The sequence below is a fragment of the Streptomyces sp. NPDC058307 genome (assembly GCF_042880295.1).
Taxonomy (GTDB): domain Bacteria; phylum Actinomycetota; class Actinomycetes; order Streptomycetales; family Streptomycetaceae; genus Streptomyces.
Genome location: NZ_JBHVYZ010000024.1, coordinates 61,254 through 82,809 on the forward strand (window position 1 = coordinate 61,254; position 21,556 = coordinate 82,809).

Genomic DNA, 21,556 nt, shown 5'->3' on the forward strand with positions numbered 1-21,556 from the left:
GCCTTTAACTCATGGGACTCGAAGAAAAACTGCCGAGCGGCTTCCTGCTGACCACCGTCGAGCAGGCCGCGGGCTGGGTGCGCAAAGCGTCCGTCTTCCCGGCCACCTTCGGCCTGGCCTGCTGTGCCATCGAGATGATGACCACCGGCGCCGGACGCTACGACCTGGCCCGCTTCGGCATGGAGGTCTTCCGCGGCTCACCCCGCCAGGCGGACCTCATGATCGTCGCCGGCCGGGTCAGCCAGAAGATGGCGCCGGTGCTCAGGCAGGTCTACGACCAGATGCCGAACCCCAAGTGGGTCATCTCCATGGGGGTCTGCGCCTCCTCGGGCGGCATGTTCAACAACTACGCGATCGTGCAGGGCGTCGACCACATCGTCCCGGTCGACATCTATCTGCCCGGCTGCCCGCCACGGCCGGAGATGCTGATGGACGCCATTCTCAAGCTGCACCAGAAGATCCAGAGCTCCAAGCTCGGCGTGAACGCCGAGGAGGCGGCCCGCGAGGCGGAGGAGGCGGCGCTCAAGGCCCTGCCCACGATCGAGATGAAGGGGCTGCTGCGGTGAGCGACGCGAACGGCGCCAACGGCGTCAACAGGGCCGGGGAAGGGGTGAACCCGGAGAAGGACCTCACCGCCTCCAACCTCCCCGGCCAGCGCGGTGACGGCGGTGAGGAGATCCGCGTCCAGCGCGGCATGTTCGGCGCCGACAACGGCGGTGACACCTCCGGCTACGGCGGACTGGTCCGCTCGATCCGGCTGCCCGGACCGGCGGCCCGCCCCTACGGCGGCTGGTTCGACGAGGTCGCCGACGAACTCGAAGGCGCCCTGGAGGAGCAGGGACTGCTCCCCGGCAACGCGATCGAGAAGACGGTCGTCGACCGCGGCGAGATCACCTTCCACATCGAGCGCGAGCACCTGCTGCGCGTCGCCCGCACCCTGCGCGACGACCCGGCCCTGCGCTTCGAGCTCTGCACCGGCGTCAGCGGGGTCCACTACCTCCACGACAAGGGCCGCGAGCTGCACGCCGTCTACCACCTGCGCTCGATCACCCACAACCGGCTGATCCGCCTGGAGGTCAGCGCGCCGGACGCCGACCCGCACATCCCGTCCCTGGTCTCGGTGTATCCGACCAACGACTGGCACGAGCGCGAGACCTACGACTTCTTCGGGATCGTCTTCGACGGTCACCCGGCCCTGACGCGGATCATGATGCCGGACGACTGGCAGGGCCACCCGCAGCGCAAGGACTACCCCCTCGGCGGCATCCCCGTCGAGTACAAGGGCGCCCAGATCCCGGCTCCGGACCAGCGGAGGTCGTACTCATGAGCACGCAGCACGCAACTCCGCGCGAGACCACCGAAGGCACCGTCTACACCGTCACCGGTGGCGACTGGGACGAGGTCGTCCAGAGCGCGGCCAAGGCCGACGACGAGCGCATCGTCGTCAACATGGGCCCCCAGCACCCCTCCACCCACGGCGTGCTCCGGCTGATCCTGGAGATCGACGGCGAGACGGTCACCGAGGCCCGCTGCGGCATCGGCTACCTCCACACCGGCATCGAGAAGAACCTCGAGTTCCGCACGTGGACGCAGGGCACCACGTTCGTGACGCGCATGGACTACCTGACGTCCTTCTTCAACGAGACCGCCTACTGCCTCGCCGTCGAGAAGCTCCTCGGCATCGAGGACCAGATCACCGACCGGGCCACGATCATCCGGGTGCTCCTGATGGAGCTGAACCGGCTCTCCTCGCACCTGGTCTGCATCGCCACCGGCGGCATGGAACTCGGCGCCACCACGATCATGATCTACGGATTCCGTGATCGTGAAATGATTCTCGACATCTACGAGCTCATCACGGGCCTTCGGATGAACCATGCGTACATCCGCCCCGGCGGACTCGCGCAGGACCTGCCGCCCGGCGCGGTGGACCACATCCGCGAGTTCGTGAAGAAGATGAGGAAGAACCTCCCGGAGTACGACAAGCTCGCCACCGGGAACCCCATCTTCAAGGCCCGTATGCAGGACGTCGGCTATCTGGACCTGGCGGGCTGCATGGCCCTCGGCGCCACCGGCCCCATCCTGCGCTCCACCGGCCTGCCGCACGACCTGCGCAAGGCACAGCCCTACTGCGGATACGAGACCTACGAGTTCGACATCCCGACCGCCGACACCTGTGACTCCTACGGCCGCTTCCTGATCCGGCTCGAGGAGATGCGCCAGTCGCTCGGGATCATCGAGCAGTGCCTGGACCGGCTCCAGCCCGGCCCGGTCATGGTCGCCGACAAGAAGATCGCCTGGCCCGCCCAGCTCGCCCTGGGCCCCGACGGGCTCGGCAACTCCCTCGACCACATCAAGAAGATCATGGGCACCTCCATGGAGGCCCTGATCCACCACTTCAAGCTGGTCACCGAGGGCTTCCGCGTCCCGCCGGGACAGGCGTACGTGGCCGTCGAGTCGCCCAAGGGCGAGCTCGGGGTGCACGCCGTGTCCGACGGCGGCACCCGCCCCTTCCGGGTCCACTACCGCGACCCGTCCTTCACCAACCTTCAGGCCATGGCGGCGATGTGCGAGGGCGGCCAGGTCGCCGACGTCATCGTCGCTGTCGCGTCCATCGACCCCGTGATGGGAGGCGTCGACCGGTGACCACCAGTTCTTCCGAGCGGGGCGTCAGCCTGGGCATGCCCGAACTGCCCGCACCCGCTTACCCGGACGACGTCCGAGCCCGGCTGGAGACGGACGCGCGCGAGATCATCGCCCGCTACCCGGACTCCCGCTCGGCGCTCCTGCCGTTGCTGCATCTCGTACAGGCGGAGGAGGGGCATGTCACGCGCACCGGGATGCAGTTCTGCGCGGACGTGCTGGAGCTGACCACGGCCGAGGTCACCGCGGTGGCCACCTTCTACACCATGTACCGGCGCAAGCCCTCGGGCGACTACCAGGTGGGGGTCTGCACCAACACTCTCTGCGCGGTGATGGGCGGCGACGAGATCTTCTCGGAGCTCCAGGAGCACCTGGGCGTCGGCAACGGCGAGACCACCGACGACGGCAAGGTCACCCTGGAGCACATCGAGTGCAACGCGGCCTGCGACTTCGCGCCGGTCGTGATGGTGAACTGGGAGTTCTTCGACAACCAGACCCCGGCCACCGCGAAGCGGCTCGTCGACGACCTGCGCGCGGGGCGTCCGGTCGAGCCCACGCGCGGGGCGCCGCTGTGCACCTTCAAGGAGACCGCGCGGATCCTCGCCGGCTTCCCCGACGAGCGGCCAGGGGCCGTCGAGGCAAGCGGCGGGGCCGGACCCGCGTCGCTGGTGGGCCTCCGCCTGGCCAGGGGAGAGGCCGCACCCGGGCGCGTGGTCCATCCGCGCGAAGGAGCATCGCAGGACCGCGAAGGAGCATCGCAGGACCGCGACGGCGCACCGCAGGGCCGGGGCGCCCACGAGCCGTCCCCGTCGGAGCACCTGAGCTCACATGACGCGCCACAGGACACGTCGGCCTCCGACCCGGCCCATCCGGCCGGGCCCGCCGCCGAGGAGGGGGAGTGATGACCTTGGCACCCGAACTGAAGGACACCAGCCCCGAGAAGCTGCTCGCACCCGTGTTGTCGGCCTTCTGGGACGAGGACAAGTCCTGGACGCTGGACGTCTACAAGAGGCACGAGGGGTACGAGGGGCTCCGCAAGGCGCTCGCGATGTCACCGGACGACCTGATCGCGTACGTCAAGGACTCCGGGCTGCGTGGCCGCGGCGGCGCCGGCTTCCCCACCGGAATGAAATGGCAGTTCATTCCGCAGGGAGATGGAAAGCCGCACTATCTAGTTGTCAACGCCGACGAGTCGGAGCCCGGGACGTGCAAGGACATCCCGCTCCTCTTCGCGAACCCACATAGCCTCATCGAGGGCATTGTCATCGCGTGTTATGCCATCAGGTCGTCGCATGCCTTCATCTATCTGCGCGGTGAGGTCGTCCCAGTACTGCGGCGGCTGCACGCGGCCGTGAGCGAGGCCTATGCGGCCGGCTACCTCGGACAGAACATCCTGGGCAGCGGCCTCGATCTCGAACTCACCGTGCACGCGGGCGCAGGCGCGTACATCTGCGGTGAGGAGACCGCACTGCTCGACTCGCTCGAAGGCCGCCGTGGTCAACCGCGGCTCCGTCCCCCCTTTCCTGCGGTCGCAGGCCTCTACGCCTGCCCGACTGTTGTGAACAACGTGGAGTCGATCGCGTCGGTTCCCGCGATCCTGACCCGGGGCAAAGAATGGTTCCGGTCGATGGGCAGCGAGAAGTCCCCCGGCTTCACGCTCTACTCGCTCAGCGGCCACGTCGCCAACCCCGGCCAGTTCGAGGCCCCGCTCGGCATCACGCTGCGCCAGCTGCTTGAGATGAGCGGCGGGATCCGGCCCGGGCACCGCCTGAAGTTCTGGACGCCGGGCGGCTCCTCGACGCCGATGTTCACCGACGAACACCTCGACGTCCCCCTCGACTACGAGGGCGTCGGCGCCGCCGGCTCCATGCTCGGCACCAAGGCCCTGCAGTGCTTCGACGAGACGACCTGCGTCGTCCGCGCCGTCACCCGCTGGACCGAGTTCTACGCCCACGAGTCCTGCGGCAAGTGCACCCCGTGCCGTGAAGGGACGTACTGGCTCGTGCAGTTGCTGCGCGACATCGAGGCCGGCAAGGGCGTGATGTCCGACCTCGACAAGCTCAACGACATCGCCGACAACATCAACGGCAAGTCGTTCTGCGCCCTCGGCGACGGCGCCGCCTCGCCGATCTTCTCCTCGCTCAAGTACTTCCGCGAGGAGTACGAGCAGCACATCACGGGCCGCGGCTGCCCCTTCGACCCGGCCAAGTCCACGGTCTGGGCCGACTCCCGCACGGAGGTGAACGCATGACCGTACGCCAGCCTGATAGCGGCTTCGCCGCGGGCCAACGCTCCTCGGGCGGGGGAGAGGCGGCGGTCCCGCCGGAGGATCTCGTCTCGCTGACCATCGACGGCGTGGAGATCAGCGTGCCCAAGGGCACCCTGGTCATCCGGGCCGCCGAACAGCTCGGCATCGAGATCCCCCGGTTCTGCGACCACCCCCTCCTTGACCCGGCCGGCGCCTGCCGCCAGTGCATCGTCGAGGTCGAGGGCCAGCGCAAGCCGATGGCCTCCTGCACCATCACCTGCACCGACGGGATGGTGGTGAAGACCCACCTCACCTCGCCGGTCGCCGAGAAGGCCCAGCACGGGGTGATGGAGCTCCTCCTCATCAACCACCCGTTGGACTGCCCGGTCTGCGACAAGGGCGGCGAGTGCCCCCTGCAGAACCAGGCGATGTCCCACGGCCAGGCAGAGTCCCGCTTCGAGGGCAAGAAGCGGACCTACGAGAAGCCCGTCCCCATCTCCACCCAGGTGCTGCTCGACCGCGAGCGGTGCGTACTGTGCGCCCGCTGCACCCGCTTCTCCAACCAGGTCGCGGGCGACCCCATGATCGAACTGATCGAGCGGGGCGCACTCCAGCAGGTCGGCACCGGCGAGGGCGACCCCTTCGAGTCGTACTTCTCCGGCAACACCATCCAGATCTGCCCGGTCGGCGCGCTGACTTCGGCGGCGTACCGATTCCGCTCCCGCCCCTTCGACCTCGTCTCGTCCCCGAGCGTGTGCGAGCACTGCTCCGGCGGCTGTGCCACCCGCACCGACCACCGGCGCGGCAAGATCATGCGCAAGCTCGCGGCCAACGACCCCGAGGTCAACGAGGAGTGGATCTGCGACAAGGGGCGCTTCGCCTTCCGGTACACGCAGCAGCGGGACCGGCTGGAGCACCCGCTGGTCCGCAACCCCGAGGGCGAGCTGGTGCCGGCGTCCTGGCCGGAGGCGCTCCAGATCGCGGCCCAGGGACTGCTAGCCTCGCGCGGCCGGGCCGGTGTCCTCACCGGCGGCCGCCTCACCATCGAGGACGCCTACGCGTACAGCAAGTTCGCGCGCGTGGCGCTCGACACCAACGACATCGACTTCCGCGCACGCGTGCACAGCAGCGAGGAGGCCGACTTCCTGGCCGCGCGGGTCGCGGGCCGCGGCCGTGACCTCGACGGTACGGGCGTCACGTACTCCGCTCTGGAGAAGGCACCGGCGGTCCTGCTGGTCGGGTTCGAGGCCGAGGAGGAGGCGCCCGGCGTCTTCCTGAGGCTGCGCAAGGCCTGGCGCAAGCACGGCCAGAAGGTCTTCTCCCTCGCCACGTACGCCACCCGCGGTCTGGAGAAGGCGGGCGGCACGCTGCTGCCCGCCGCCCCCGGCACCGAGACCGAGTGGCTGGACGCGCTGGCCGGCGAAGTGGGACTGGAGGGTGACGGCAGCAGGGCCGCCGAGGCGCTGCGCACCGCGGGCGCGGTGATCGTCGTCGGCGAGCGGCTGGCCGCCGTGGAGGGCGCACTGACCGCCGCCGTGCGGGCCGCCTCCGCGACCGGCGCGCAGCTGGTGTGGATCCCGCGGCGGGCCGGAGAGCGCGGTGCCGTCGAGGCGGGCGCGCTGCCGTCGCTGCTGCCGGGCGGGCGTCCGGCCACCGACCCACGCGCGCGTGAGGAGGTCGCCTCGGTCTGGGGCGTGGCCGAACTCCCGCACCGCTACGGCCGGGACACCGGTCAGATCGTGGATGCCGCGCTGTCCGGCGAACTCCAGGCCCTGGTGGTCGCGGGCGTCGAGATCGCGGACCTGCCCGATCCGGCACGCGCGCGTGAAGCGCTCCACGAGGTCGGCTTCGTGGTGTCGCTGGAACTGCGTCCGGGCGAGGTCACCGAGCACGCGGACGTCGTCCTGCCGGTGGCCGCGGTCGCCGAGAAGGGCGGCACCTTCCTCAACTGGGAGGGCAGGGTGCGGTTCTTCGAGGCCGCTCTCAAGCCCGACCAGATGACCCGCCGCCTCGCGCCCACCGACGCACGGGTGCTGCAGATGCTGGCCGACGCCATGGACGTACACCTGGGCCTGCCGGATCTGCGCACCACGCGCGCGGAGATCGACCGGCTCGGCCCGTGGGACGGACCGCGCGGCACCGAGTCCTTCGGGACCGGGGCCCAGTTGCCGCGGCCCGCCGTCGGCGAGGCCGTGCTGGCCGGACACCGGCTGCTGCTCGACCAGGGTCTCCTCCAGGAGGGCGACGAGGCGCTCGCCGGGACCCGGCACGCGGCACGCGCACGTGTGTCGGCCGCGACGGCCGCCGAGGTGGGCGTCAAGGAGGGCGACCTCCTCGCGGTGACCGGCAAGACCGGAGTCGTCGAGCTGCCGCTGCAGATCACCGAGATGCCCGACCGCGTGGTCTGGCTGCCGCTCAATTCCACGGGCCGGGGTGTCGCCTCCGACGCCGGGGTGCGGCCCGGCTCCCTCGTCCACATCGGCCCGGCGACGCTCGCAGCCGAAGCTCCCAAGGAGGTGGAGGCATGAGCCGGTACCTCGCCGCGGAAGACCTCTCGATGTTCGGCACCGACCCCTGGTGGCTCGTCGTCGTCAAGGCCGTCTTCTGCTTCGCCTTCCTGATGGTGACCGTGCTGTTCTCCATCGTGTGGGAGCGCAAGGTCGTCGCCTGGATGCAGCTGCGCATCGGCCCCAACCGGCACGGCCCCTGGGGCATGCTCCAGTCGCTCGCCGACGGCATCAAGCTGATGCTGAAGGAAGACGTCGTCGTCAAGCGCGCGGACAAGGTCGTCTACATCCTCGCGCCGATCGTCGCGGCCATCCCGGCCTTCATGGCGATCGCGGTGATCCCCTTCGGCCCGTCCGGCAACGAGGTCTCGATCTTCGGCCACCGCACCGCGATGCAGCTCACCGACCTGCCGATCGCGATGCTCTACATCCTCGCGGTCGCCTCGGTCGGCATCTACGGCATCGTCCTGGCGGGCTGGAGCTCCGGATCGACGTATCCGCTGCTCGGCGGCCTGCGCTCCTGCGCGCAGATGATCTCCTACGAGATCGCCATGGGCGCCGCCTTCGCCTCGGTGTTCCTCTACTCCGGGTCGATGTCGACCTCGGCGATCGTCGAGGCTCAGCAGGACCGCTGGTACATCATCCTGCTGCCGGTCTCCTTCATCATCTACGTCATCACCATGGTCGGCGAGACCAACCGCGCCCCCTTCGACATGCCCGAGTCCGAGGGCGACCTCGTCGGCGGCTTCAACACCGAGTACTCGTCGATCAAGTTCGCGCTGTTCATGCTCGCCGAGTACGTGAACATGGTGACGGTCTCGGCGGTGACGACCACGCTCTTCCTCGGCGGCTGGCGGGCCCCCTGGCCCATCAGCACCTTCTGGGAGGGCGCCAACCACGGCTGGTGGCCGCTCCTCTGGTTCGTGATCAAGGTGCAGCTGCTGCTGTTCTTCTTCATCTGGCTGCGCGGGACGCTCCCACGGGTCCGCTACGACCAGCTGATGAAGCTCGGCTGGAAGGTCCTCATCCCGGTCTCCGTGGTGTGGCTGATGCTCGTCGCGACCGTGCGGACCCTGCGCAACGAGAACTACGGCTTCGCCGACATCGCCCTCTACGTCGGCGGGGCGGTCCTGGTCCTGCTGCTGCTCTCCTTCGTCGCCGACATGTTCCGCGAGAAGTCGAAGGCGGCAGCGCAGCCCGCAGAGGAGCCGGCCGGATTCGACCCGATGGCGGGCGGATTCCCCGTCCCGCCGCTGCCCGGACAGGAGTTGCCGCCGGTGCCCAGGCGCCGCTCGCGCCAGGAGCGGGAGCTGATTGTCAGTGGCGGGCCCGATACTCAGAGTGACGGACCGCTGAGTGGTTCTACGGATGGAAAGGAGGCGTCCGATGGCTGAGGAGCCCAAGGAGACCGAGCAGTTGAAGCCCGGCTTCATGAACCCCGTCGCCGGCTTCGGCGTGACCTTCAAGGCCATGTTCAAGAAGCGGCTGACCGAGCAGTACCCGGAGCAGAAGAAGACCACCGCTCCGCGGTTCCACGGACGGCACCAGCTCAACCGCCATCCGGACGGCCTGGAGAAGTGCGTCGGCTGCGAGCTGTGCGCCTGGGCCTGCCCTGCCGACGCCATCTATGTGGAGGGCGCCGACAACACCGACGAGGAACGCTACTCGCCGGGCGAGCGGTACGGCCGCGTCTACCAGATCAACTACGCCCGCTGCATCCTGTGCGGACTGTGCATCGAGGCGTGCCCCACGCGCGCGCTGACGATGACCAACGAGTTCGAGCTGGCCGACAGCAGTCGCGCCAACCTCATCTTCACCAAGGAACAGCTGCTCGCCGGCCTCGAGGAGGGCATGGTCGACTCGCCCCACGCCATCTATCCCGGCATGGACGAGCAGGACTACTACCGCGGCCTGGTCACGGAGGCCGCTCCCGGCACCGTGCCCCAGGTCGCCGTCTCCAAGGGCGAGGTGGTCCAGGAGGCCGACTCCACCTTCGGCGCGGACGAGCCGGCGTCGGAGAAGGTGATCGGGCGATGACCGCACCACTCCAGCTCGCCGCCACCGCCACTCTGGCCGCCGGCACCTCCACCGGTGAGGCCTTCCAGTTCTGGGTCCTCGGCACCGTCGCCGTGATCGGCGCCCTGTGCACCGTCTTCATGAAGAAGGCCGTGCACAGCGCGCTCTGTCTCGCCGGCACCATGATCATCCTGGCGGTGTTCTACCTCGCCAACGGCGCCTACTTCCTCGGCGTCGTCCAGATCGTCGTCTACACCGGCGCGATCATGATGCTGTTCCTGTTCGTGGTGATGCTCGTCGGCGTGACCGCGGCGGACTCCCTCACCGAGACCATCAAGGGCCAGCGCTGGCTGGCCCTGATCTGCGGGCTCGGCTTCGGCATCCTGCTGTTCGCCGGCATCGGCAACGCCTCCCTCAAGCAGTTCAACGGCCTCACCCAGGCCAACGCGGGAGGCAACGTGGAGGGCCTGGCCACCCTCATCTTCACCAAGTACGTCTTCGCCTTCGAAATCACCGGCGCCCTGCTGATCACGGCCGCCGTCGGCGCCATGGTGCTCACCCACCGCGAGCGCACCGAACGCGCCCTGACCCAGCGCGAGATGGCCGAGAAGCGCGTCCGCGAGGGCACGCACGTGCCGCCGCTGCCCGCCCCCGGCGTCTACGCCCGGCACAACGCGGTGGACATCGCGGGCCTGCTGCCCGACGGCACCCCGTCCGAGCTCACGGTCAGCAAGACACTGCGCGACCGCGGCCAGATCAGGGACGTGTCCGCCGAAGCGCTCAACGACCTCAAGGCGCTCGAGCAGCGCGCGGAGGAACGCCTGGAGCGGACCGAGATCGAATCGGCCACCTTCAAGAGGGAGGCGTCGAAGTGAACCCCGTCAACTACCTCTACCTCGCCGCCCTGTTGTTCACGATCGGCGCCACCGGCGTGCTGATCAGGCGCAACGCCATCGTGGTGTTCATGTGCATCGAGCTCATGCTCAACGCCTGCAACCTCGCGTTCGTCGCCTTCTCCCGGATGCACGGCAACCTCGACGGCCAGATCATCGCCTTCTTCACGATGGTCGTCGCCGCCGCGGAGGTCGTGGTCGGGCTCGCGATCATCGTGTCGCTGTTCCGTTCCCGCCACTCGGCCTCGGTCGACGACGCCAGCCTGATGAAGCTGTAAGGGGTCGCTGAATCGTGGAGAATCTGATCGCGCTGCTGATTGCGGCGCCTCTGCTCGGAGCGGCGGTCCTGCTCACCGGCGGCCGGCGGCTGGACGCCGTCGGCCACTGGATCGGCACGATCCTCGCCGGCGCGTCCTTCGTGTTCGGCGCCATCCTCTTCGCCGACCTGCTCGGCAAGGACGCCGAGCACCGCACGCTCACCCAGCACCTGTTCAGCTGGGTGCCGGTCGAGGGCTTCCAGGCGGACGTCGCCTTCCGCCTCGACCAGCTGTCGATGACGTTCGTGCTGCTGATCACGGGCGTCGGCTCGCTGATCCACCTGTACTCGATCGGGTACATGGAGCACGACGAGCGGCGCCGCCGCTTCTTCGGCTATCTGAACCTGTTCCTCGCGGCGATGCTGCTGCTCGTCCTCGCCGACAACTACCTTCTGCTGTACGTCGGCTGGGAGGGCGTCGGTCTCGCCTCCTACCTGCTGATCGGCTTCTGGCAGCACAAGCCCAGCGCGGCCACCGCGGCGAAGAAGGCCTTCCTGGTCAACCGCGTCGGCGACATGGGCCTGTCCATCGCGATCATGCTGATGTTCACGACGTTCGGCACCTTCGCCTTCGGCCCGGTCCTCGGCAGCCACGAGAAGCCCGGACTCGTCACCGGCGCCTCCGAGGCCACGCTCACCGGCATCGCCCTGATGCTGCTGCTCGCCGCCTGCGGCAAGTCCGCCCAGGTGCCGCTGCAGTCCTGGCTCGGGGACGCGATGGAGGGCCCGACCCCGGTCTCGGCCCTCATCCACGCGGCGACGATGGTGACCGCGGGCGTCTATCTCATCGTCCGCTCCGCCAACATCTTCAACCTCGCGCCGGACGCCCAGCTCGTCGTCACCGTCGTCGGTGCCGTCACGCTCCTGTTCGGTGCGATCGTCGGTTGCGCGAAGGACGACATCAAGAAGGCGCTGGCCGGCTCGACCATGTCGCAGATCGGCTACATGGTCCTCGCCGCGGGCCTCGGCCCCATCGGCTACGTCTTCGCGATCATGCACCTGGTGACGCACGGCTTCTTCAAGGCCGGGCTCTTCCTCGGGGCCGGTTCGGTCATGCACGGCATGAACGACGAGGTCGACATGCGGAAGTACGGCGGCCTGCGCAAGTACATGCCGGTCACCTTCGTCACCTTCGGCCTCGGCTACCTGGCCATCATCGGCTTCCCGGGCCTGTCCGGCTTCTTCTCCAAGGACAAGATCATCGAGGCGGCCTTCGCCAAGGGCGGCACCGAGGGCTGGATCCTCGGCGGCGCGGCCCTGCTGGGCGCGGCCATCACCGCCTTCTACATGACGCGCGTGATGCTGATGACGTTCTTCGGAGAGGAGCGCTGGAAGAACCAGCCCACCCGCTCCCCGGAGGCCCCGAGCGCGGAGCCCGCCGCCGAGCACCACGGTGAGCACGCGGAGCCCCACCCGCACGAGTCCCCCAAGTCCATGACGATCCCGATGATCGTGCTGGCCTTCGGATCGGTCTTCGCGGGCGGCTTCTTCAGCATCGGCGACCGCTTCCTGCACTGGCTGGAGCCCATCACCGGGCACGACCACGGAGACGCGCCGATCAGCGCGGTCACGGTCACGGCGGCCACGGTGACGGTCATGGTCATCGGCGTCGCGATCGCCTGGCTCCAGTACGGCAGGCGTCCGGTCCCGGTCGTCGCCCCGCGCGGGTCGCTGCTCACCCGTGCCGCCCGGCGTGACCTTTTGCAGGACGACTTCAACCACGTCGTCCTGGTCCGCGGCGGAGAGCACCTCACGCGGTCCCTGGTCTACGTCGACCACACCCTGGTCGACGGCGTGGTCAACGGCACGGCGGCCTCGGTCGGCGGTCTCTCCGGGCGGATGCGCAAGCTGCAGAACGGCTACGCGCGGTCGTACGCGGTCTCGATGTTCGGCGGCGCGGCGATCCTCGTCGCCGCGACCCTGCTGATGAGGGCGGTCTGATACCGATGTCCTTTCCTCTCCTGACAGCGACGGCGGTGCTCCCGGCGATCGGGGCCATCGCCACGGCCGCCGTGCCGGCCGCACGGCGCACCGCGGCCAAGTGGCTGGCGCTGCTCGTCTCGCTCGCCACACTCGCCCTCGCGATCGCCGTCCTGGTCCGCTTCGACCCGGACGGCGCCCGCTACCAGCTCACCGAATCACACGCCTGGATCGCGGACTTCGGGGTCCGCTACGAAGTGGGCGTGGACGGCATCGGAGTGGCGCTGCTCGCGCTGACCGCGCTGCTGATCCCGTTCATCATCCTGGCGGGCTGGCACGACGCCGACCCGCTGGAGACCGGAAGCAGGCGGTGGCGGCCGACGCAGGGCTTCTTCGCCCTGATCCTGGCCGTCGAGGCGATGGTGATCATCTCCTTCGAGGCCACCGACGTCTTCCTCTTCTACATCTTCTTCGAAGCCATGCTGATCCCGATGTACTTCCTCATCGGCGGCTTCGGGGACCGTGCCCACGCGGGCTCCGACGAGAAGGCGGCGGCCCAACGCTCGTACGCCGCCGTGAAGTTCCTCCTCTACAACCTGGTCGGCGGTCTGATCATGCTGGCCGCGGTGATCGGCCTCTACGTGGTCGCCGGGAACTTCAGCCTCCAGCAGATCGCCGAAGCACGGGCCAACGGCACGCTCGACATGGCGACCAACACCGAACGCTGGCTGTTCCTCGGGTTCTTCTTCGCCTTCGCGGTGAAGGCGCCCCTGTGGCCGCTGCACACCTGGCTGCCCAACGCGATGGGGGAGGCCACCGCCCCGGTCGCCGTGCTCATCACGGCGGTCGTCGACAAGGTGGGCACCTTCGCGATGCTCCGCTTCTGCCTCCAGCTCTTCCCGGAGGCCAGCAAGTGGGCGACGCCCGCGATCCTCGTCCTGGCGGTGATCAGCATCATCTACGGGGCGCTGCTCGCGGTCGGCCAGCGGGACATCAAGCGGCTGGTGGCGTACGCGTCGATCTCGCACTTCGGCTTCATCATCATGGGCATCTTCGCGATGACCAGCCAGGGCCAGTCCGGCGCGACGCTCTACATGGTCAACCACGGGATCTCGACGGCCGCGCTGATGCTGGTGGCCGGCTTCCTGATCTCCCGGCGCGGCTCGCGGCTCATCGCCGACTACGGAGGTGTCCAGAAGGTCGCCCCGGTGCTCGCCGGCACCTTCCTGATCGGCGGCCTCGCGACCCTGTCCCTGCCCGGACTCGCGCCCTTCGTCAGCGAGTTCCTGGTGCTGGTCGGCACCTTCGCGCGCTACCCGGTGATCGGCATCATCGCGACCTTCGGCATCGTGCTCGCCGCGCTCTACACCCTCGTCCTCTACCAGCGGACGATGACGGGACCGGTGAAGCCCGAGGTCTCCGCGATGCCCGACCTGCGCGCGCGTGAGCTGGTGGTCGTCGCTCCGCTGGTCGTCCTGTTGATCTTCCTGGGCGTCTATCCGAAGCCCGTCACGGACATCGTGAACCCGGCGGTGAAGTCGACCATGTCCGACGTACACAAGAAGGACCCCAAGCCCGAGGTGGAGGCGGCCAAGTGACTGCGACAGCCGTCCACAGCCTGTGGACAACCGCGGCCGACCCGATCTCGAAGATCGACGCGCCGAAGATCGAATACGGGCAATTGTCGCCCACCCTGATCATCCTGGGCGCGGCGATCATCGGAGTGCTGGTCGAGGCCTTCGTCCCGCGCAAGTCCCGTTACTACGCCCAGCTGTTCGTGTCCGTCGTAGCGCTGTGCGCGGCCTTCGCGGCGGTCGTCGCACTGGCCGCCGACGGATACGCCAACACCAAGGCGGGCATCGCGGCCATGGGCGCGATCGCCGTCGACGGCCCGGCCCTGTTCCTCCAGGGCACCATCCTGCTGGCGAGCCTGGTCGGCCTGTTCACCTTCGCCGAGCGGCGGCTCGACCCCGAGACACACGGCAACCACGTCGACTCGTTCGCCGCGCAGGCCGCCTCCGTGCCGGGCAGCGACAGCGAGAAGGCGGCCGTGAAGGCCGGGTTCACCACCACCGAGGTGTTCCCGCTGCTGCTCTTCGCCGTCGCGGGCATGCTGGTCTTCCCGGCCGCCAACGACCTGCTGACGTTGTTCGTGGCCCTGGAGGTGTTCTCGCTCCCGCTGTACCTGCTGTGCGCGCTGGCCCGCCGCAAGCGGCTCATGTCGCAGGAGGCCGCGGTCAAGTACTTCCTGCTGGGCTCGTTCGCCTCCGCGTTCACCCTGTTCGGCATCGCGCTGCTGTACGGCTACGCGGGCTCGGTGTCGTACGGCACCATCGCGAAGGTCGTCGACGGCACGATCAGCACCGTGGACCCGGCGCTCGCCGACACCATGGGCAACGACGCGCTGCTGCTGATCGGCGCCGCCATGATCGTCATGGGGCTGCTGTTCAAGGTGGGCGCGGTCCCGTTCCACATGTGGACCCCGGACGTCTACCAGGGTGCGCCGACGCCGGTCACCGGTTTCATGGCGGCGGCGACCAAGGTGGCCGCCTTCGGCGCGCTGCTCAGGATCCTCTACGTCGTCCTGCCGGGGCTGCGCTGGGACTGGCGGCCGGTCATGTGGGCCGTCGCGATCGTCACCATGCTCGGCGGTGCGATCGTCGCGATCACCCAGACCGACATCAAGCGGCTCCTTGCGTACTCGTCGATCGCGCACGCCGGGTTCATCCTCGCGGGTGTCATCGCGACCACGCCGGACGGGGTGTCGTCGGTCCTCTTCTACCTGGCCGCGTACTCGTTCGTGACGATCGGCGCGTTCGCGGTGGTCACGCTGGTCCGCGACGCCGGTGGTGAGGCGACGCACCTGTCCAAGTGGGCGGGCCTGGGCCGTCGTTCGCCGCTGGTGGCCGCCGTGTTCGCGGTGTTCCTGCTGGCCTTCGCCGGTATCCCGCTGACCTCCGGCTTCGCCGGGAAGTTCGCCGTGTTCAAGGCGGCGGCGGAGGGCGGCGCGGCGCCGCTCGTCGTGGTCGGTGTGATCTCGTCGGCCATCGCCGCGTTCTTCTACATTCGCGTGATCGTGCTGATGTTCTTCAGCGAGCCGCGCCCGGAGGGACCGACGGTCGCCGTGCCCTCGCCGCTGACGATGACGGCGATCGGGGTCGGCGTGGCGGTCACCCTGGTCCTCGGTGTCGCGCCGCAGTACTTCCTGGACCTGGCGAACCAGGCGGGAGTGTTCGTGCGCTGACCTCCGGTACGCATGGGCGGGCCCCGGTTCCCTTCGAGCTTCGAGGGACCCGGGGCCCGTCGCGTACGGTCGGTCAGATGTCCAAGTTCAGGTCCAGGTCCGGGCTCAGATCCTGGTCCTGGTCCTGGTCCGTCGAGCACGTCACATCGGGGTGCGTGGCGTTGAAGAGACCGCTCGGGTTCCTCTTGTAGATCCAGGCGTGGAGGGTGTAGCTGGAGCCCAGGTCCGGCAGGGCGGCCGGATCCTGGAACGTCTGGCCGAACATCGTCGGCGTGGCGGCACCCGACTCCGCCTTCACGGCCCACTCCACCGCGATGAGCCTGCGCCCGTACGGGCTGTCCTCGTAGAGGAGCGCCGCGGGCGTCTCGGGGTCGGTCGCCCCGACGTTCTTCTCGTTGACGTAGCGGTAGCCCACGCCGGGCACACAGGACGTGGGGGTGAAGCCGTCGGCGACCGCGTAGGGCTCGTAGGCGTACAGGCCGGTGGCCCCGTACGTCTTGGACAGCTCGGTCCAGACGAGCTCCGGGTCGTCGGCCGCCTGCGCGGGGACCGCGGTCAGCGAGAACGCCGCTGCCGCCGCGACGGTGAGCACTGCCTTCAGGGGCCGAGGGGCCATGGTGGTTCTCCTTGAGGCGCTTGAGGCGGGACAGGCGTGCACGCGAGGCGCCGTCCGTGGGAGGACGGGTCTCACCGGCCCGCCCCAGCAGCATGTCCCGCCTCGAACGAGTGCGCCATGTGACATCGACCGATCGAATGACCACGGAACGTCACCGGTCCGGCCTGTGGATAACTCCGACGCTGTCGGTGCCGACCCCTATCGTGGAGGCAGTGGTCGAGGGACGACGTACGGGGGACGGGACTATGGGCGGGATGGGCGGTATCAGCGAGATGCCAGGGATCACCGGGACACCGGACGCGAGCGACAGCGAGGCACTGGCCACGCTGCACCGGGTCTTCGGATACGACGCCTTCCGCGGCGAGCAGGGAGAGGTCATCGAGCATGTGGTGGCCGGCGGGGACGCCGTCGTCCTCATGCCGACCGGCGCCGGCAAGTCGCTGTGCTACCAGATTCCGTCCCTGGTCAGACCCGGCACGGGCATCGTCGTCTCACCGCTCATCGCGCTGATGCAGGACCAGGTGGACGCGCTCAGGGCGCTCGGCGTCCGCGCCGGGTTCATGAACTCCACGCAGGACTTCGACGAGCGCCGCGTGGTGGAGGCCGAGTTCCTGGCTGGCGAGCTGGACCTGCTGTACCTGGCGCCGGAGCGGCTGCGCCTCGACGCCACGCAGGATCTCCTCTCCCGCGGCAAGATCGCCGTCTTCGCCATCGACGAGGCGCACTGCGTCTCCCAGTGGGGCCACGACTTCCGCCCCGACTACCTGACGCTGTCGGTGCTCGGCCAGCGCTGGCCCGACGTCCCGCGGATCGCGCTCACCGCGACGGCCACCCGTGCCACGCACGAGGAGATCACCCAGCGGCTGAACATGCCGACGGCCCGGCACTTCGTGGCGAGCTTCGACCGGCCCAACATCCAGTACCGCATCATCCCCAAGGCCGACCCCAAGAAACAGCTGCTCGCGTTCCTGCGCGAGGAGCACGCGGGCGACGCGGGCATCGTGTACTGCCTCTCCCGCAAGTCGGTGGAGGCCACGGCCGAGTTCCTCTCCCGCAACGGCATCGAGGCGGTCCCGTACCACGCGGGCCTGGACGCGGGCACCCGCGCCGCCCACCAGTCCCGCTTCCTGCGCGAGGACGGCCTGGTGGTGGTGGCGACCATCGCCTTCGGCATGGGTATCGACAAGCCGGACGTCCGCTTCGTGGCCCACCTGGACCTGCCCAAGTCGGTCGAGGGCTACTACCAGGAGACGGGCCGCGCGGGTCGGGACGGACTGCCGTCCACGGCCTGGATGGCCTACGGCCTCAATGACGTCATACAGCAGCGCAAGATGATCCAGTCGAGCGAGGGCGACGAGGCGTTCCGACGCCGGGCCGCCGCCCACCTGGACTCGATGCTCGCGCTGTGCGAGACCGCGCAGTGCAGGCGCGAGCAGCTCCTGAACTACTTCGGCCAGGAACCGGAGCCCACGGGCTGCGGCAACTGCGACACCTGCCTCACCCCGCCCGAGACCTGGGACGGGACGGTCGCGGCCCAGAAGGTGCTGTCGACGATCGTGCGGCTCCAGCGGGAGCGGGGACAGAAGTTCGGGGCGGTCCAGATCGTCGACATCCTGCTCGGCAAGCGCACCGCCAAGGTCATCCAGTTCGACCACGACCAGCTGTCCGTGTTCGGCATCGGCGAGGAGCTCTCCGAGGGCGAATGGCGCGGTGTCGTACGGCAGTTGCTGGCCCAGGGGCTGCTCGCGGTCGAGGGGGACTACGGCACGCTGGTGCTGACCGAGGCGAGCGGCGCGGTGCTGCGGCGGGAGCGCGAGGTGCCGCTGCGCAAGGAGCCCAAGAAGCCCGCCACCGCCAAGTCGGCCTCCTCCTCCTCGTCCGGGCGGGGCAAGGCCAAGGCCGTGGTGGCCGAGCTGCCCGAGGCGCTGGTGCCGGCCTTCGAGGCGCTGCGGGTCTGGCGCGCCGAGCAGGCCCGTGAGCAGGGCGTCCCGGCGTACGTCATCTTCCACGACGCCACGCTCAGGGAGATCGTCACGGTGTGGCCCACGTCGGTGACGGAGCTCGGGAGCGTCGGCGGGGTCGGCGAGAAGAAGCTCGTGACATACGGGGAGGGCGTGATCGAGGTACTCGCAGGGCTGTCCGACGGCGGTGCTGCCCCGAAGATCCCGAGCCAGGCAGGCGACGCGCATCCGGGGACGCACCCCGCCGCGGAGCCCGGTGAGGATCACTGGCCCGAGATGGACGCGGACGCGGAGCCCGAGGACGACTGGATATAGCCGCCGCCGGGCTCCGGTGAAGGGTACGGGGGTTGTGCCGCACGCACCCCCTGTCCTGCGTCACCTCACGTCAGGCCCGGTCACAAGGCGCGTGTCGCGTACGCCCTGACGTCCGCGTCCGAGTCCGTCGTCGCCGTGGCCAGGGCCGCGCGGGCGTCCTCGGTGCCCGTGTGCCGGGTCAGGGCGAGGACGGCCGCCTTGCGGACGTCGGCGTTCGGGTCGGCCAGGGCCTTGGCGAGGGCGGGGACGGCCACGTCCGGGTCGGCGGCGGACAGCGCCGTCGCGGCACCCGACCGGACCTGCCAGGCGGCGGCCGACAGGGCGGTGACGGCGCGGGTGGCGAGGGGCGCGGGGCAGCCGGTGGTGCCCAGTGCTCCGTAGGCGGCCCCCTGCACCAGGGCGTCGGGGTCCTCGGTGAGACGGGTCAGGGCGTCGAGGGTGACGTCCAGCGGGCGGTCAGCCGACACCGTCGCCAGCGCCTTGGCGATCGTCACGCGGACCTCGCGGGACGGGTCGGTGGTGGCCGCGCGGGCGAGTTCCGCGGCGGCGTCCACGGAGACGAGAGCGCGGACGGCCTCGATGCGGACGGCGATGTCCGAGTCGGTGAGGGCGCCGGCGAAGAGTTCGGTGTCACCGAGGCGCAGGGCACGCAGGACGTCCAGGGCGGCGGCGCGGACGACCGGGTCGGACTCGGCCAGAGCGGCGGCGAGCCCCTCGCGGAGGGCGGGTTCGGGCGGCAGTGTCTCGACGAGTTCACGCAGGGACGCGGCCGCTGCGGCGCGGACCCCGGGGTCGTGATCGGTGAGGGACTCCGCGAGCACCGGACCGGTCCCCGGTGGCGCGGTCTCCGTCAGGACGCTGACGGCGGTACGGCGGACGGCCGGGTCGGGATCGGACAAGTAGGTCCGCAGGGCGGCGAGTTCGGGCTCCTGCTCGGCGAGGGCGAGGAGGCCGAGCAGACGGGGTGAGACAGGAGAGGGGGAGACCGGGGCGTCCGTCTCGGTGCCGGTACCGGGACGGTCGGCGGTGCCGTCCGTGGCACCGGGCCGCCCGGCGGCGACCGGGGCCAGCTCACGCGCCCCCGCCGTCGCCACCTGCTCGGCGTGCACCTCGCCGATGTGCCGGGACGGGCCGCCGACCGGGGTGAACTCGTCGATCGGAACCAGATAGGGAGCCACGGGACGGGCCGTGAACTCCATCGCACCGGAGGGGGACTTGTGCAGGTCGAGGTGGTGGAACCAGGAGGCGTCGTCGCGATGGGGGTGGTCGATACGGTCGTGGTAGAGGCCCCAGCGGGACTCCGTGCGGGCCAGGGACGCGCGCGCGGCCATCTCGGCGCAGTCGCGGATGAAGGAGACCTCGGCGCAGCGCATCAGCTCGTGCGGGGTCTGGGCGCCCATCGCGGCGATGTCCTCGCGCATCCGCTCGAAGGACTCCAGAGCCAGCGAGAGACGGGCGCCGGACTTCGGCGGGGCCACGTAGTCGTTCACGAAGCGGCGCAGTTTGTACTCGACCTGGGGCTGCGGCGGGCCGTCCGGGTTGCGCAGCGGGCGGTAGATCAGTTCGTGCGCCTCGCGGAGCTGGTGGAGCGGCAACTGCCCTTCGTACGGCCCGTACTGGGAGGCGTCCGCGCCCGCGAGGTCGCCGAAGACGAACGCGCCGATCATGTAGTTGTGCGGGACGCAGGCCAGGTCGCCGGCGGCGTACAGGCGGGGGACGGTCGTGCGGGCGTGGTCGTCGACGCGGACGCCGGAGGCCGAGTGGCCGCCGCACAGACCGATCTCGGAGATGTGCATCTCGATGTCATGGGTGCGGTAGTCGTGACCGCGGCCCTCGTGGAAGGTCCCTCGGGTGGGCCGTTCCGTGGAGTGCAGGATCGACTCCAGGGACGAGATCGACTCCTCGGGCAGGTGGCTCAGCTTCAGGTACACCGGGCCCCGGTCGGACGCGACCTCCGCCGCGAACTCGGCCATCATCTGGCCCGACCAGTAGTCGGAGTCGACGAAGCGCTCGCCGTGCCGGTTGACCTGGTAGCCGCCGAAGGGGTTGGCGACGTACGCGCAGGCGGGGCCGTTGTAGTCCTTGATCAGCGGGTTGATCTGGAAGCACTCGATGCCGGTGAGCTCGGCGCCCGCGTGGTAGGCCATGGCGTAGCCGTCGCCCGCGTTGGTCGGGTTCTCGTAGGTGCCGTACAGGTAGCCGGAGGCGGGCAGGCCCAGGCGGCCGCAGGCTCCGGTCGCCAGGATCACCGCGCCCGCGCGGACCGTGACGAACGCGCCGGTACGCGTGTTGAAGCCGACCGCCCCCACAGCGCGTCCGTCCTCGGGAGCCGTCAGCACCCGCACCGGCATCACCCGGTTCTCGATGCGGATCCGCTCCCGCATCTCACGCCGCCGCAGCTGCCGGTACAGGACCTTCTTGACGTCCTTGCCCTCCGGCATCGGCAGCACGTAGGAGCCGGAGCGGTGGACCTGGCGGACCGCGTAGTCGCCGTGCTCGTCCTTCTCGAACTTCACGCCGTACGACTCCAGGCGCTGCACCATGCCGAAGCCGCGGGTGGCGGTCTGGCGGACCGTGGACTGGTCGACGATGCCGTCGTTGGCGCGGGTGATCTCGGCGACGTAGTCGTCGGGCTCGGCACGGCCGGGGATGACCGCGTTGTTGACGCCGTCCATGCCCATGGCGAGCGCGCCGGAGTGCCGGACGTGGGCCTTCTCCAGCAGCAGTACGTCCGCGCCGTGCTCGGCGGCGGTCAGGGCGGCCATGGTGCCGGCGGTGCCGCCGCCGATGACGAGGACGTCGCAGGTGAGCTCCTCGGCGTCGGTGAGCGCGGGGATCTCCAGGGGCGGGTTCACGGAGGTGGTCACCGGGGGGCCT

16 protein-coding genes are annotated in these 21,556 nt (G+C 69.7%); 14 read left to right on the forward strand and 2 right to left on the reverse strand.

Going from position 1 to position 21,556, the window contains the following annotated elements:
• Positions 1-11 precede the first annotated feature (11 nt).
• Genes ACFVYN_RS19130 through nuoN form a run of 13 tightly spaced genes read left to right on the forward strand, consistent with a single transcriptional unit; the run spans position 12 to position 15,787 of the window.
• A complete protein-coding gene (locus ACFVYN_RS19130) occupies positions 12-566 on the forward strand; it encodes an NADH-quinone oxidoreductase subunit B family protein (RefSeq protein ID WP_007383964.1) in 555 nt (184 codons plus the stop codon).
• The gene (locus ACFVYN_RS19135; protein ID WP_389999775.1) at positions 563-1,327 is read left to right on the forward strand and encodes an NADH-quinone oxidoreductase subunit C; all 765 of its coding nucleotides are present in this window, start codon (positions 563-565) and stop codon (positions 1,325-1,327) included. The genes ACFVYN_RS19130 and ACFVYN_RS19135 overlap by 4 nt, the downstream gene beginning before the upstream one ends.
• Positions 1,324-2,646 carry an NADH-quinone oxidoreductase subunit D gene (locus ACFVYN_RS19140; RefSeq protein ID WP_389999778.1) on the forward strand — a complete coding sequence of 441 codons (1,323 nt, stop codon included), beginning with the start codon at positions 1,324-1,326 and terminating at the stop codon, positions 2,644-2,646. Before ACFVYN_RS19135 ends, ACFVYN_RS19140 begins: the two co-directional genes overlap by 4 nt.
• Positions 2,643-3,545 (forward strand): NADH-quinone oxidoreductase subunit NuoE, encoded by a 903-nt coding sequence (nuoE, locus tag ACFVYN_RS19145; protein WP_389999781.1) that lies wholly within the window; start codon positions 2,643-2,645, stop codon positions 3,543-3,545. Before ACFVYN_RS19140 ends, nuoE begins: the two co-directional genes overlap by 4 nt.
• Positions 3,545-4,894, forward strand: a complete 1,350-nt coding sequence (gene nuoF / locus ACFVYN_RS19150) for an NADH-quinone oxidoreductase subunit NuoF (RefSeq protein ID WP_389999784.1) — start codon at positions 3,545-3,547, stop codon at positions 4,892-4,894. The genes nuoE and nuoF overlap by 1 nt, the downstream gene beginning before the upstream one ends.
• Positions 4,891-7,419 carry an NADH-quinone oxidoreductase subunit G gene (locus ACFVYN_RS19155; RefSeq protein ID WP_389999787.1) on the forward strand — a complete coding sequence of 843 codons (2,529 nt, stop codon included), beginning with the start codon at positions 4,891-4,893 and terminating at the stop codon, positions 7,417-7,419. Before nuoF ends, ACFVYN_RS19155 begins: the two co-directional genes overlap by 4 nt.
• Complete coding sequence (gene nuoH / locus ACFVYN_RS19160) at positions 7,416-8,792, forward strand: NADH-quinone oxidoreductase subunit NuoH (protein WP_389999790.1); 1,377 nt, start codon at positions 7,416-7,418, stop codon at positions 8,790-8,792. Before ACFVYN_RS19155 ends, nuoH begins: the two co-directional genes overlap by 4 nt.
• Complete coding sequence (gene nuoI, locus ACFVYN_RS19165; protein ID WP_389999793.1) at positions 8,785-9,435, forward strand: NADH-quinone oxidoreductase subunit NuoI; 651 nt, start codon at positions 8,785-8,787, stop codon at positions 9,433-9,435. The genes nuoH and nuoI overlap by 8 nt, the downstream gene beginning before the upstream one ends.
• Entirely contained in the window at positions 9,432-10,289 is an 858-nt protein-coding gene (locus ACFVYN_RS19170; protein ID WP_389999796.1) for an NADH-quinone oxidoreductase subunit J, read from the forward strand. The genes nuoI and ACFVYN_RS19170 overlap by 4 nt, the downstream gene beginning before the upstream one ends.
• On the forward strand, positions 10,286-10,585 hold the full coding sequence (gene nuoK, locus ACFVYN_RS19175; RefSeq protein WP_003974374.1) for an NADH-quinone oxidoreductase subunit NuoK: 300 nt from the start codon (positions 10,286-10,288) through the stop codon (positions 10,583-10,585). Before ACFVYN_RS19170 ends, nuoK begins: the two co-directional genes overlap by 4 nt.
• A gap of 14 nt (positions 10,586-10,599) precedes the next feature.
• On the forward strand, positions 10,600-12,564 hold the full coding sequence (gene nuoL / locus ACFVYN_RS19180; protein ID WP_389999799.1) for an NADH-quinone oxidoreductase subunit L: 1,965 nt from the start codon (positions 10,600-10,602) through the stop codon (positions 12,562-12,564).
• Positions 12,565-12,569: 5 nt separating this feature from the next.
• Positions 12,570-14,141, forward strand: coding sequence for an NADH-quinone oxidoreductase subunit M (locus ACFVYN_RS19185; protein WP_389999802.1), 1,572 nt, complete (start codon positions 12,570-12,572; stop codon positions 14,139-14,141).
• Positions 14,138-15,787 carry an NADH-quinone oxidoreductase subunit NuoN gene (gene nuoN, locus ACFVYN_RS19190; RefSeq protein WP_389999805.1) on the forward strand — a complete coding sequence of 550 codons (1,650 nt, stop codon included), beginning with the start codon at positions 14,138-14,140 and terminating at the stop codon, positions 15,785-15,787. Before ACFVYN_RS19185 ends, nuoN begins: the two co-directional genes overlap by 4 nt.
• A 73-nt stretch (positions 15,788-15,860) precedes the next feature.
• Here the strand turns inward: nuoN and ACFVYN_RS19195 are convergent, their stop codons facing one another.
• Positions 15,861-16,403, reverse strand: a complete 543-nt coding sequence (locus ACFVYN_RS19195) for a hypothetical protein (protein WP_389999808.1) — start codon at positions 16,401-16,403, stop codon at positions 15,861-15,863.
• Positions 16,404-16,648: 245 nt separating this feature from the next.
• On the opposite strand from ACFVYN_RS19195, the gene recQ reads away from it, so the two are divergent.
• Complete coding sequence (recQ, locus tag ACFVYN_RS19200; RefSeq protein ID WP_389999890.1) at positions 16,649-18,679, forward strand: DNA helicase RecQ; 2,031 nt, start codon at positions 16,649-16,651, stop codon at positions 18,677-18,679.
• A gap of 80 nt (positions 18,680-18,759) precedes the next feature.
• Here the strand turns inward: recQ and ACFVYN_RS19205 are convergent, their stop codons facing one another.
• Positions 18,760-21,546 (reverse strand): fumarate reductase/succinate dehydrogenase flavoprotein subunit, encoded by a 2,787-nt coding sequence (locus ACFVYN_RS19205; RefSeq protein ID WP_389999811.1) that lies wholly within the window; start codon positions 21,544-21,546, stop codon positions 18,760-18,762.
• Positions 21,547-21,556: the final 10 nt, after the last annotated feature.

Coding starts and splice junctions, on each gene's coding strand:
- ACFVYN_RS19130 (WP_007383964.1), top strand. CDS start 12: ATGGGACTCGAAGAAAAACTGCCGAGCGGCTTCCTGCTGACCACCGTC.
- ACFVYN_RS19140 (WP_389999778.1), top strand. CDS start 1,324: ATGAGCACGCAGCACGCAACTCCGCGCGAGACCACCGAAGGCACCGTC.
- nuoF (WP_389999784.1), top strand. CDS start 3,545: ATGACCTTGGCACCCGAACTGAAGGACACCAGCCCCGAGAAGCTGCTC.
- ACFVYN_RS19155 (WP_389999787.1), top strand. CDS start 4,891: ATGACCGTACGCCAGCCTGATAGCGGCTTCGCCGCGGGCCAACGCTCC.
- nuoH (WP_389999790.1), top strand. CDS start 7,416: ATGAGCCGGTACCTCGCCGCGGAAGACCTCTCGATGTTCGGCACCGAC.
- nuoI (WP_389999793.1), top strand. CDS start 8,785: ATGGCTGAGGAGCCCAAGGAGACCGAGCAGTTGAAGCCCGGCTTCATG.
- ACFVYN_RS19170 (WP_389999796.1), top strand. CDS start 9,432: ATGACCGCACCACTCCAGCTCGCCGCCACCGCCACTCTGGCCGCCGGC.
- ACFVYN_RS19185 (WP_389999802.1), top strand. CDS start 12,570: ATGTCCTTTCCTCTCCTGACAGCGACGGCGGTGCTCCCGGCGATCGGG.
- ACFVYN_RS19195 (WP_389999808.1), bottom strand. CDS start 16,403: ATGGCCCCTCGGCCCCTGAAGGCAGTGCTCACCGTCGCGGCGGCAGCG.
- recQ (WP_389999890.1), top strand. CDS start 16,649: ATGGGCGGGATGGGCGGTATCAGCGAGATGCCAGGGATCACCGGGACA.